Raw genomic sequence first — 12,121 nt, forward strand, 5'->3', positions numbered from 1 at the left:
CGACTAAAAGTTTGGTTTCTAAAGTGGCTTTTTGGTAGCTTTTTTTTCGCCAGTGTTCATTTTGTGTTTTCATAAGTGACTGTAATTAATTGCTTAATTTTTAGTCAACCTATTTCAGGAAAGTTCACATTTCAAATGTATGCTAACGGTTTAGTATATGGTTTGTTGCGTGATTAAGTCACTAAGTTAGCAAATAAAAACCGAATAGAATATTCCGCAGGAATATTCGTAAGCAGGCTAGAACCTAGCAATAAAATATATGCATTGTTGTGCATAGTATTTATTCTACGCAAATAACTCCTTCTTGTGAAATTTTTTGTCCTTCATTCGTTGTCATTGTTGCATTGTAAAATAAACATTTTCCTTCAATTTTAATTTTAGAAACAACAATTCCGTTATTTTCGTTTACCCATTTAGTCATTTCGTCCATTTCTCCTTTGGAAGAGTCGTAAGTTAATCGATAAGTACAATCATCAATCCATTCAAGAATTTCATAAGTTGGGTTTCCGTTTCCGATTCCGTTTTTCCATTCGGTTTGAGAGTTTTTTTCTCGGATAACAACATAACGATTAACATTTAGGTCTCTTTCGGCTGTCATTTCACTTATACTGTCATTTGAAGTAATTTTATATTTTTTCATTTCATCACTCGTTGGAATGTAGAAAGTTCCGATTTTAAAATCCGAACAAGTCAATTCTTGCGCATTGATTTTAAGTCCGATTAGAAGAAATAGTGTTATTAAGATTATAGTTTTTTTCATTCAGCGATCTGTTTGTCTATATTATGCACAACTGGTTATATGACAACTAATATAGTTGTTTTTGGGGTTAAATTTCCCGTTATGACAACTTTTTGTGACTTATATCAAATAATTGTCTTTTTATTATTGTTGTTTATTGATAGCTAAATTATAATAATGCACTTGTAAATTCAATACGTATAACTAAGTGTTTTTAGCCATTGTTTATTTTGTGTTTAGATAGGTGCTTGTATTTAATTACTTAATTTTTATAAAATAAACTGGCGCTAACATTAAATGTTTTTTTACTTATTTGTAGGTTTGTTATAAGGTTAGTAAAATAGTTTTTAATAAAAATTTTACTTGTTATTAATGACAAAAACACGAACAAAACAACCTTGGCCAACTAAAAAGGCAATGGAGCAGGTTTATGAAATGAAACTTTGGGGAAGTAATAACACCCAGTTTTATTCTGGAGAAGGGTCTCATGATCCAGAAATTATTAGTCCTTATTTAGAGGTTGTGCTCACCTTTTTAAAATCGTTTAAAACACCATTAGCGGTTTGTGATTTAGGTTGTGGAGATTTTAATATTGGGAAACATTTAGTTCCTTTTACAAAGACATATCATGCAATAGATATCGTTGAAAATTTAATAGATTATAATAAAGCTAAATATAAAGCTGAACATTTAGATTTTAAATGTTTGGATATTGCAGTTGATGAATTGCTTGATGGAGATTGTGCCATTATTAGACAAGTTTTACAGCATTTATCTAATACAGAGGTGAAAAATGTACTTAAAAAACTAATAAAATATAAATACATTATTCTAACCGAACATCTTCCAAATTCGGCGTTTGTACCAAACTTAGATATTATTTCTGGTCAAGGTATTAGAATAAAAAAGAAGAGTGGTTTAAATATTTTAGAAGCACCTTTTAATTTTAAAGTAACCTCAGAAACACAATTAATGTCACATGTTTTAAAACACAATAAAGGTCTTATTGTGACAACTTTATATCAAGTTTTTTAAAATAGAATGTAGTTAATCTTTAAGTTTTGATAATAAAAAAAGCACTCTGAAAAGAGTGCTTTTTTTATTATTGTAAATAGTGTTTATTTTTTATCTAAACCAACTAATTCTATATCAAAAATTAAGTTAGCATTTGGTGGTACTGGACCACGTCCAGCAGCTCCGTAACCTAAATAACTTGGTACAAAAATTCTAGCTTTATCACCAATATCCATATTTAACATTGCTTCTCTAAATCCTGGAACTAGAGTAGCAGACTCGTTATATGGCATAGCAAATGCATTATATGCACCTTGCTTTTCAGCATCTTCATTGTAGTTGTTGTATTTTTTAGCGTCTTCTACTATTGTAGAAAAGAAAAAACTTCCGTCTTCAAAAAGACCAGTACAATCAATTAAAACACGGTCAGAAGGTTTTGGTTTAATACCATCTGCTTTAGCGTCTAATATCATAACCATTCCTGTAGGAAACTCTTTAACTTCTCCAGGGAAATCAGCATGTTTTTTAATAAAGTTAGCAGCTGCTTCTTTTGATTGTTCTTTAATTCGCTCTAATTCTTTAGCTTTAAGCTCTTCCAATTTTTGAGGTAATAATGGTTCTTGTTCTGTAAATACTTTAGCTGCATCAAATGCTTTAGCTGCATCACCTTTGCGTATTATATTTAATTTTTGAATCACAACATCTTCTAAAGGTTTGTTTTTTGGGTTAACGGCAACATTAGAGATACTGTCTTGTACTTCTAATCCTTTAACTAATTCTCCAAATACAGAATGACAACTTACGCGACCATTACAGTTTTTTAAGCTACCATCTGCGTAAAAACCATCAAGATTTTGTTTTGGTACTTCGGTTATAAAAAATTGACTTCCGTTTGTATTGTAACCACCAGAATTAGCCATAGATAAGATTCCTGCTTTGTCATGACTTAAACTTGTGTCAAACTCGCTAAAAAACTTATAACCAGCACTTCCCATTCCTGTTCCTGTTGGGTCACCACCTTGAATCATGAATTTGTCCATAACTCTATGAAAAATAATACCATCATAAAATGGTTTTCCTTTTAAAGAATCTGCTAATTTAGGGTGTGTACCTTCTGCTAATCCTACAAAGTTAGCGACTACAACTGGTACTTTTTCGTAAAATAATTTGGCAACCATTGTACCTTTATTAGTCACAAACTCGGCATAAAGACCATCTTCCAAATCTTGGTGTTTATCTTGACAAGAGCTACTTGTTAAACTGACCATTAAGGCAATAAATAATAGTTTCATTGTTTTAATTAATTTGTTCATTTGTTTTGGGTTTATATCTATTCTTTTTGGTTAATCGAAAATACTGAAACTTCGCAAATTATAGGAAGGTTAATTCCTATTTTATTTTCATCTCCATAATAACCGTATGCTTTTTGCGACGGAAAAATAAAAGTTGCACTCTCGCCAGCCTTCATTAATTTTAATCCTTCGCGTAGACCAGAAAATAACTCTTCTTGATCCATTGCATACTTTTGTATTTTAAGTTCCTCTTTACTATATATAGTTGTTCCTTTTAAATCCTTAATATTATAGCTAAATACAATTTTGTCTCCAAAATTGGGTGTAGATAAGCTATCGCTTTCAATTTTAGTATCAAAATAATACCAAAAACCATTACCTGATATTTGGTAGTTTTTTTCTGGTTGTTGGGCTATAATTGCTTCAATAGCTTTAGTTTCTTTTTGATTTAAAGATTTATTTCTTTCAATAGATTCATCTATAAAAGAGCCACTACTAACTGTTACTGGTTTTCTGGCTTCAGGAGATTTACATCCTAAAACCGTAAAACCTGTAATTATTAATATAATTAAACTATGCTTCATGTAATGCTGTGTTGTATTGCGGTAAGATACTAATAAATTTTTCAACAGTTTTAGCAATATCTACATCGCTTTTTCCTCCTGCAGCATTAGTATGTCCACCACCTTGGAAGTGCGCTCTTGACATTTCGTTTACAGAAAAATCACCTTTTGATCTTAAAGATATTTTTATAATGCCTTGTTGTAAATCTTCAATAAATATAGCTGCTAATACTACATTGTTTAAAGATAAAGCATAGTTTACAAAACCTTCTGTATCTCCTTTTTTGTAATCAAATTGCTGTAATTCTTTTTGAGACAATGTTATAAATGCAGCTCTAGATTCTGGTATTACTTTAAGGTTGCTTAAGGCGCAGCCCAAAAGTTGTAATCTATTATAGCTATTGGTGTCAAAAACCTGATTGTGTATAAAAGTATTGTCTGCACCTTTGTCTATTAAATTGGCTATAATCCTATGTGTAGCACTAGTTGTAGACCTAAATCTAAAAGAGCCAGTATCTGTCATGATACCAACGTAAATGGCTGTAGCAATATTACTATCTATAACAGGTAAACCGTCTAAATACTCTATAAAATTATAAATCATCTCACATGTACTACTCATGGTAACATCACTATATGTGTATTTAGCGTAATCATCAGGTTGTTGATGATGATCTATCATGATTTTTAATGCTTGACTATTAGCTAGTACATTTACCATGTCTCCAGCACGATGAAACGCGTTGAAGTCTAACGTAAAAATTATATCAGCTTCAGCTATTTTTTGTTCGCTATCTTCTTTTTGACTGTCGTATTTTAATATTAAATCTTGACCAGGAATCCATTTTAAAAAATCTGGATAATCATTAGGGACAATAACAGTCGCTAGATGATTAGTTTTTGTTAAATAATGAAATAAAGCCAAACTAGAACCAATAGCATCTCCATCAGGATTTTTATGGCTTACAATTACAATTTTTTTAGGTGTTGCCAATAACTGATTAATGGCTGTAATGTCTTGTTTTGTCATAGCCAACGAAGATACAATTTTTTAATATTGGATTGTATTGTTTTTCTTAATAAATGGCGTACTTTTGCACAAAATTAACAGCTACTTTATAACAATTACAGTGGTTGTAATTAATTACATTAGATAACATTAAAATTAAAAAATGGCAACTAACAGAACATTTACAATGCTTAAGCCTGACTCTGTTGAAAAAGGGTACATTGGCGCAATCTTAGAAAAAATTAACGCTTCAGGTTTTAGAATCGTTGCAATGAAGTTAACACAAATGACTAAGCAAGATGCTGAAGCATTTTACGCTGTACATAACGAAAGACCTTTCTTTGGTGAGTTAGTAGAGTACATGACACGTGGACCTATTGTTGCTGCTATTTTAGAAAAAGATAATGCAGTTGAAGATTTTAGAACTTTAATTGGTGCTACTAATCCTGATGATGCAGCAGAAGGTACTATCCGTAAATTATATGCAGCTTCTATTGGAGAAAATGCAGTACACGGAAGTGATAGTGATGAGAATGCAGCTATTGAAGGTGCTTTCCATTTTTCTGGACGTGAAATGTTTTAAGTATAAAACACTATAGATTATATAAAAAAATCCAGCGTATGCTGGATTTTTTTTGTTTTTACATTACTCAAAAATAAATTTAAAAGTAATTGAGTAATAAGGTGTGCCACGAAAAAAGCCTTTCCAATTGGAAAGGCTTTTTTTGTAATGGTTTAAATAGAAAATATATAATTATACTACTTTTACATTTACTGCGTTCATTCCTTTTCTTCCTTCTTGTAAATCGAATTCTACAACATCACCTTCACGAACTTCGTCGATAAGTCCAGAGATGTGTACGAAATGGTCTTTGTCTGATCCTTCTTCAGTTATAAAACCGAATCCTTTTGAATCATTGAAAAATTTTACTGTGCCTTGAGCCATTGTAATAAAAAAATTTGTTAATAATAGTGTCAAAGATAGAATTAATAATATTAACTAAACGTTATTTTTAAATTATTTCAAAAAAAAATATTTAGCATTTCTATTTTTAATTATCTCAAAACCAGTTTTTTAATAATTTCCTTTCCTAATTCCTCATTTAGCATGGTAATTATCTTTTGATTACCATAACTTAATTCTTCTCTTAAAGCACTAGAACTTAGTTGTATATAGAGGGTGTCTCTTTTTAGCTCAATTGCAGTGGTGTAATTGTTAATTCCGTTACCCATTAACTTAGACCAAGCGTCTCTAACATTAACTTTGTCAAGTCCTTTTTCAAGTTTATTTTCGGTAACAAAATCTTGTAATGCTTCAGATATGTTAAGTAAATTGTTGCTGCGTTTTGCCATGTTTTAATCTAGTGTAATTGGTGTGTAACGTCTGTATAAATACAAATCTTTATTTTGGTTTATGACTTGTAATTTGTCATTACTTGCTTTTAATATAGTTTCTTTCCATTTAGCAAATGGAGTTGAGTAATATAAATTTAGACTATCGTTTTCTATCTTAAATATAAATTGTTCTTGATTTTTTGAGGTTTGGTAAGTGCCTCCAAAATTAGGTTTTAGTTTTTTTCTAAATCCAACCGAGTCGTTATTTATTTCAATATAATCTATAGTTTCATTTATAGTGTATTGTTTTTTTGTGCCATCCTTAAGGATTACCTCTTCAATCTCCCAATATCCAGTAATATGTTGTTTAAATTGTTCAGGATTATTACTACAACTAAGTATAAGTAATAATACTATATAGATGGATTTTTTCATGTTAAAGTTTAAAAATTTCATAAGATTGGTGTACTTGTTTTACTGCATTTTCTGTACGTTCGGCATGTGTGTCACTTATAAAAATCTGACCAAAATTTTCGTCATTTACAAGTTTTATAATTTGGGCGACGCGTGTTTCATCTAATTTATCAAAAATATCATCCAAAAGTAGTATTGGATTATCACCACTTAGCGCTTTAATACTATCAAATTGAGCTAATTTTAAAGCAATTAAAAACGATTTTTGTTGGCCTTGACTACCAAATTTTTTAATAGGATAGTCTCCAATATTAAACTCTAAGTCATCTTTATGTATGCCTACACTAGTATATTGTAACGCTTTATCTTTGTTAATGGCTTTTCTTAGTAACTGCTCTAAATCGCTTGTAAATAGGTCACTTTTGTAATTTAAGCTAACTTCTTCGTTATTGTTGCTTATAGCCTTGTGACGTGCTTTGAATAACGGAATAAAGTCTTCTAAAAACTGCTTGCGTTTTTCAAAAATTTCGGTACCATATAATTGTAATTGCTGGTTGTAAACTTCTATGGTATCGTTATTATAAGTGTGGTTTGCTGCAAAATATTTTAATAACGAATTACGTTGCGATAGTATTTTGTTGTAATTAATAAGACTACTTAAATAGTTTTTATCACTTTGGCTTATAACGCTATCTATAAACTTACGTCTTGTGTCACTACCTTCAATAATTAAATCTCTATCTGCTGGACTTATTATGACTAAAGGTAAAAAACCAATATGATCACTAAATTTGTCATAAGCTTTAGTGTTTCGTTTGATAACCTTTTTTTGTCCTTTTTTTAGGCTAACAACTATGTTTTCGGTTTTATTATCTTTATCATATTCGCCATTTATAACAAAAAACTCTTCATTATATTTAATGTTTTGCGATGCGACAGGGTTAAAGTAACTTTTACCAAAGGATAAATGATAGATTGCATCCAATACATTAGTTTTTCCGACGCCATTATTACCTACCAAACAGTTAATAGTCTCATTAAATGCAAAGGTTTTTGAGTCAAAATTTTTATAGTTTAATAGTGATAAAGACTTTAAAATCATAGAGTTATTTCTAAAAGGGAAGGCTTTTAATGCGATAGCCTTGTAAGGATGTGCAAATTATTGAAAAATATCAAATAAATAACCTTTTATTTCTGAAGAAAAATTATATTTTTGTGCGCATTAATAAAATTAATATGGCAACTTACAAGAAAAGAGGATACAAACCAAAAACAAAAGTAGAAAAGGAAATTGAGGTTGAAGACACATCGTCATCAACAACAGCTGAGGTTTTTGATACTTTAGATGAATCTGCAAACAAAGCAGAAGAATTTGTAGAGAAAAATCAGAAAAATATTTTTATTATCATTGGTGCTGTAGCAGCTGTAGCATTGCTATATTTAGGATATCAACAATTTGTTGTTAAGCCTAATCAAGGTGAGGCAATGAATGAAATGTATCAAGCACAAAAATTCTTTAATGATGCTGTAACAGCAGCAGTAGGACAAGACTCTTTATATACGTTATCTTTAAAAGGAGGAGAAGGTAAGTTAGGTATGGTTGATATTGCTGACCAATATAGTGGTACTGCTGCAGGAAACTTAGCTAATTACTATGCAGGAATGGCGTATTTAAATACTAAAGATTACCAAAATGCAATTACATATCTTGATAAGTTTGAGAGTGATGACGAAACTTTAGCTCCTATGGCTAAAGGTGCAATTGGTGATGCCTTTATGCAATTAACAGAAGCAGAAAATGCTTTAGATTATTATATAGAAGCTGCTAACTTACGTCAAAACGAGTTTACTGCTCCAACATATTTATTTAAAGCTGGTATTACTGCTTTAAATTTAAACCAAGCATCAAAAGCATTAGATTTATTTAATAAAATAAAAGACAATTACCCAAGCTCACCTGAAGCAACTCAAGCAGAAGTGTTTATTGGTAAAGCTAAGGCAATGTCTAACTAATACATACTATGGCAACAACAAATTTATCAGCATACGATAAAGCAACAATCCCAAACGGAGAGCAATTTCGGTTTGGGATTGTTGTTTCTGAATGGAACGAAAAAATCACTAAAGGTTTATTAGAAGGTGCCAAAAGCACATTAATACAACATGGTGTAAATGAAGATAACATAGCTATTTGGGATGTTCCAGGAAGTTATGAGCTAATTTATGGTTGTAAAAAAATGCAGAACCAAATGGTAGATGCAGTTATAGCAATAGGTAGCGTTGTGCAAGGTGAAACAAAACATTTTGATTTTGTCTGTGAAGCTGTAGCACAAGGTATTAAAGACCTAAATGTTATTGATGAGACACCAGTTATTTTTTGCCTATTAACAGATAATAACATGCAACAAGCTATTGATAGATCTGGAGGTAAACATGGTAACAAAGGTGTTGAAGCAGCAGTTGCAGCATTAAAAATGGCCCAATTACGTAGTAATGCTTAAGGACTGTTAACAATTTTTAGCATTCTTAACCTATAGCTTTATAGTATTTTCAGTATTTTTGAGTAGTATTCATTTAAAAACTACTTAGACTTGTTTGGTCAAAAACAAAATAAAAAATTTAACTATCAGTCTCGTTTTTCAAAAGACGAAAACTCAGCAGCTAAACTTAAACAAAGTTTAAATACAAGTTGGACTGAAACTAGACGAACAGCTTCAAAATCAAAAAAAGGAAACACATTGTTTCTACTTATTGGTGTGTTAGCTGTTTTGTTGATTGTAATGGTGTACTTAAACACCAAAATTAAATAGATAACGCTATGGGATTACTATCTAAACGTAAAAATAAAAAGTTTAATTACTCGCCTAGATTTTATAAAGGTGAAGGTAATCCGTATGAAATCAAACATAAGTTTGATGAGCATAGAACAACAGTTGGTGAAAATCCAAATTTTAAACAAAAATTTAATAATGCTTTTGATGAGCTTAAAAATAGTCCAGATAAAGCAGCCAATAGACGTATACTGATAATCGTAGCTGTATTAATATTTTTATTTTTATTAATCATCGGTTTTGATTTGTCTATATTCTTCTCTAATTAAAGTATGGCAGATATTATTCAATTATTACCAGATCATGTAGCTAATCAAATTGCTGCAGGTGAAGTAGTGCAACGACCAGCTTCGGTTGTAAAAGAGTTACTTGAAAATGCAATTGATGCAAATTCTGACTCCATTAAATTAATTATTAAAGACGCAGGAAAAACCCTAATCCAAGTTATTGATAACGGAAAAGGGATGAGTGCTACAGACGCAAGACTTAGTTTTGAACGTCATGCGACTTCTAAAATAAAATCTGCTGACGATTTATTTCAACTTAACACAAAAGGGTTTAGAGGAGAAGCTTTAGCAAGTATTGCTGCAATTGCACATGTTGAGCTAAAAACGAAACAAGACGACGAAGAACTTGGTACGACTATAGTTATTGAAGGTAGTGAAGTTAAAACCCAAGAGGTTATTGTAACACCAAAAGGGACGTCATTGTCAGTAAAACACTTGTTTTTTAATATACCAGCTAGACGTAATTTTTTAAAATCAAATACGGTTGAACTTAGACATATTATTGACGAGTTTCATCGTGTTGCATTAGCACATCCATCCATTGCGTTTTCAATGTTTAGCAATGGTAACGAGACTTTTAATCTTCCTCAAAGTAATTACAGACAACGTATTGTAAATATTTTTGGAAACAAAACAAACGAAAAATTAGTACCTGTAGAAGAAACCACAGAAGTATTAACCATATCTGGATTTGTTGGTAAACCTGAGTTTGCTAAAAAGTCTAGAAACGAGCAATTCTTTTTTGTAAATAACCGTTTTATTAAAAGCGCGTATTTAAATCATGCAATTAATTCTGCTTTTGAAGGTTTGTTAAAAGATGGAGCACAACCAAGTTATTATTTAAACTTAACGGTTAATCCGCAAACTATAGATATTAATATTCATCCAACAAAAACCGAAATTAAGTTTGATGATGAACATACGTTGTATGCTATTTTAAGATCCGCTGTAAAACATAGTTTAGGACAATTTAATATTGCTCCTGTTTTGGATTTTGATCGTGATGCTAATTTGGATACACCTTATAGCTATGAGCAAAAAGGTATGCCAAGTGTAGAGGTAGACCGAAGCTTTAATCCATTTAAAGACGACACACCAGTTTCCAAACCTACAGCAATTGCTAGTCCTAGTTTTAAAAAAGATACAGGAGCAAGTTGGGAGAGTTTATATGTTGGTTTAGAGTCTAAAGGCACTAAAACGACTAAAGATTTTAATGAAATTACTTTTGAAAGTCAACCTGAAAATGAAAGTATTTTTAAAAATGAAAATGAAGTCGAAACTAAGCAAACTACTTACCAATTAAATAATAAATTTATAATAAGCACCATTAAATCTGGTATGTTGGTTATAGATCAGCATCGTGCACATCAGCGTGTTTTATATGAAGATTTTTTGCGTCATATTACTATAAAAGAAGGCGTAAGCCAACAATTACTGTTTCCGTTAGAATTGCATTTTTCTAGTCAAGAAATAGCCTTGATTAATCAATTAAAAGAAGATTTAGAATCTACAGGGTTTGTATTTCAATCCATAAAAGATGCTACTGTTTTAATTTCAGGTGTACCAGTAAATGTACCAGAAAGCGAAGTGTCTATAATCTTAGAACAGCTAATTAGTGATGTTGAAAACGAAGTGCCAGACAGCAATTTTTCGGCAACAGATTTATTAGCTAAATCTATGGCAAAAAGTTTAGCCATAAAAACAGGTCAAACGTTAACCAATCCAGAACAAGAACATTTAGTAAACCGATTGTTTGGTTGTAAGGAACCTAACGTGTCACCTACTAATAAAACCACATTTATAACAATGACTGTGGATGAGTTAGATAAAAAATTTATGTAAGTTATGATTAAAATAACAGATACAGTTAAGCATTTAATTATCATAAATGTATTATTTTGGATTGCAACATTAGTTCTTGTTAAGAATGGTATTGATCTCAATGCTATCTTTTCCATGCACTTTCCTTTAAATAATGAGTTTAAAATTTGGCAAGTTATTACTCATATGTTTATGCATGCTAGCTATGTTAATTTTGGTAACGGTCCATCAATTTTCTTTTTACATATATTTTCCAATATGCTTGGTTTGTGGATGTTTGGATCAGCAGTTGAAAAAAACTTAGGTAAAACAAAGTTTTTATTTTTATATTTTTCATGTGGTTTAGGCGCTATGATTCTACCTTTAATAATTGATTATGTGAATTTTTATTCTATTATTTCTCCTTTAATTGAAAATGGCTTAGATACACAAATGTTAACTAGTATTATGAATGAAGGAAAGTATAATCCAGAATGGTCTAATATTGTAGGCGAAGATAATTGGCTGAAAGTTAGTCGTATTTTTTATCAAGAAAGTTTAGGTGCTTCAGGATGTATAATGGGATTATTGGTAGCATTTGGTATGATGTATCCAAATAGTGAACTTATGTTATTGTTTCTGCCAATACCAATAAAGGCTAAAGTTTTTATACCTTTATTATTGGCATATGAAATATATTCTGGTATTGCAGGAGGAAGCTCTATATTTGGTTTTAATGTTGGACATTTTGCTCATATTGGAGGAGCAATTGTAGGATTCATTATTATTTGGTATTGGCGTAAAACACAATTTAATAAAAACCGTTGGGATAGCTAA

The 12,121-nt window shown here is 30.7% G+C and carries 16 protein-coding genes; 8 read left to right on the forward strand and 8 right to left on the reverse strand.

Annotation, left to right across the window (positions count from 1 at the left end; genetic code table 11):
• Positions 1-280: 280 nt before the first annotated feature.
• The gene (locus JAO71_RS14290) at positions 281-760 is read right to left on the reverse strand and encodes a hypothetical protein (RefSeq protein WP_203001486.1); all 480 of its coding nucleotides are present in this window, start codon (positions 758-760) and stop codon (positions 281-283) included.
• A 351-nt stretch (positions 761-1,111) separates the two neighbouring features.
• Between JAO71_RS14290 and JAO71_RS14295 the strand changes: the two genes are divergently transcribed.
• Positions 1,112-1,774, forward strand: coding sequence for a class I SAM-dependent methyltransferase (locus JAO71_RS14295; protein ID WP_203001488.1), 663 nt, complete (start codon positions 1,112-1,114; stop codon positions 1,772-1,774).
• Between the two features lie 83 nt (positions 1,775-1,857).
• Here the strand turns inward: JAO71_RS14295 and JAO71_RS14300 are convergent, their stop codons facing one another.
• From JAO71_RS14300 to JAO71_RS14310, 3 genes are read right to left on the reverse strand one after another with little or no spacing between them, the layout of a single operon-like run.
• Entirely contained in the window at positions 1,858-3,066 is a 1,209-nt protein-coding gene (locus JAO71_RS14300) for a peptidylprolyl isomerase (RefSeq protein ID WP_084561288.1), read from the reverse strand.
• 17 nt (positions 3,067-3,083) lie between these two features.
• Positions 3,084-3,629 (reverse strand): gliding motility-associated peptidyl-prolyl isomerase GldI, encoded by a 546-nt coding sequence (gldI, locus tag JAO71_RS14305; RefSeq protein ID WP_116823250.1) that lies wholly within the window; start codon positions 3,627-3,629, stop codon positions 3,084-3,086.
• On the reverse strand, positions 3,619-4,638 hold the full coding sequence (locus JAO71_RS14310; RefSeq protein WP_116823249.1) for a DHH family phosphoesterase: 1,020 nt from the start codon (positions 4,636-4,638) through the stop codon (positions 3,619-3,621). Before JAO71_RS14310 ends, gldI begins: the two co-directional genes overlap by 11 nt.
• Before the next feature lie 142 nt (positions 4,639-4,780).
• Between JAO71_RS14310 and JAO71_RS14315 the strand changes: the two genes are divergently transcribed.
• Positions 4,781-5,200 (forward strand): nucleoside-diphosphate kinase, encoded by a 420-nt coding sequence (locus JAO71_RS14315; RefSeq protein ID WP_028290520.1) that lies wholly within the window; start codon positions 4,781-4,783, stop codon positions 5,198-5,200.
• 171 nt (positions 5,201-5,371) lie between these two features.
• Here the strand turns inward: JAO71_RS14315 and JAO71_RS14320 are convergent, their stop codons facing one another.
• From JAO71_RS14320 to recF, 4 genes are all read right to left on the reverse strand, one after another.
• On the reverse strand, positions 5,372-5,563 hold the full coding sequence (locus JAO71_RS14320) for a cold-shock protein (RefSeq protein WP_028281616.1): 192 nt from the start codon (positions 5,561-5,563) through the stop codon (positions 5,372-5,374).
• Positions 5,564-5,673: 110 nt separating this feature from the next.
• Entirely contained in the window at positions 5,674-5,970 is a 297-nt protein-coding gene (locus JAO71_RS14325) for a DUF721 domain-containing protein (RefSeq protein ID WP_054851578.1), read from the reverse strand.
• Between the two features lie 3 nt (positions 5,971-5,973).
• Positions 5,974-6,387, reverse strand: a complete 414-nt coding sequence (locus JAO71_RS14330; RefSeq protein ID WP_054851580.1) for a lipocalin-like domain-containing protein — start codon at positions 6,385-6,387, stop codon at positions 5,974-5,976.
• 1 nt (position 6,388) lies between these two features.
• On the reverse strand, positions 6,389-7,468 hold the full coding sequence (gene recF, locus JAO71_RS14335) for a DNA replication/repair protein RecF (RefSeq protein WP_116823248.1): 1,080 nt from the start codon (positions 7,466-7,468) through the stop codon (positions 6,389-6,391).
• A gap of 134 nt (positions 7,469-7,602) precedes the next feature.
• On the opposite strand from recF, the gene JAO71_RS14340 reads away from it, so the two are divergent.
• The 6 genes from JAO71_RS14340 to JAO71_RS14365 all read left to right on the forward strand — a co-directional run bounded on the left by JAO71_RS14340 (position 7,603) and on the right by JAO71_RS14365 (position 12,121).
• A complete protein-coding gene (locus JAO71_RS14340) occupies positions 7,603-8,379 on the forward strand; it encodes a tetratricopeptide repeat protein (protein WP_054851576.1) in 777 nt (258 codons plus the stop codon).
• An 8-nt stretch (positions 8,380-8,387) separates the two neighbouring features.
• A complete protein-coding gene (gene ribH, locus JAO71_RS14345) occupies positions 8,388-8,867 on the forward strand; it encodes a 6,7-dimethyl-8-ribityllumazine synthase (RefSeq protein ID WP_116823247.1) in 480 nt (159 codons plus the stop codon).
• A gap of 90 nt (positions 8,868-8,957) precedes the next feature.
• Positions 8,958-9,176, forward strand: coding sequence for a hypothetical protein (locus JAO71_RS14350; RefSeq protein WP_028607764.1), 219 nt, complete (start codon positions 8,958-8,960; stop codon positions 9,174-9,176).
• Between the two features lie 8 nt (positions 9,177-9,184).
• Positions 9,185-9,466 carry a riboflavin synthase subunit beta gene (locus JAO71_RS14355; protein WP_028607765.1) on the forward strand — a complete coding sequence of 94 codons (282 nt, stop codon included), beginning with the start codon at positions 9,185-9,187 and terminating at the stop codon, positions 9,464-9,466.
• 3 nt (positions 9,467-9,469) lie between these two features.
• Positions 9,470-11,326: a DNA mismatch repair endonuclease MutL gene (gene mutL, locus JAO71_RS14360; RefSeq protein WP_203001491.1), complete on the forward strand. Its 1,857-nt coding sequence runs from the start codon at positions 9,470-9,472 to the stop codon at positions 11,324-11,326.
• Positions 11,327-11,329: 3 nt separating this feature from the next.
• Positions 11,330-12,121, forward strand: coding sequence for a rhomboid family intramembrane serine protease (locus tag JAO71_RS14365; RefSeq protein WP_203001493.1), 792 nt, complete (start codon positions 11,330-11,332; stop codon positions 12,119-12,121).

The sequence above is a fragment of the Olleya sediminilitoris genome, from assembly GCF_016785945.1.
GTDB classification, from domain to species: Bacteria; Bacteroidota; Bacteroidia; order Flavobacteriales; family Flavobacteriaceae; genus Olleya; species Olleya sediminilitoris.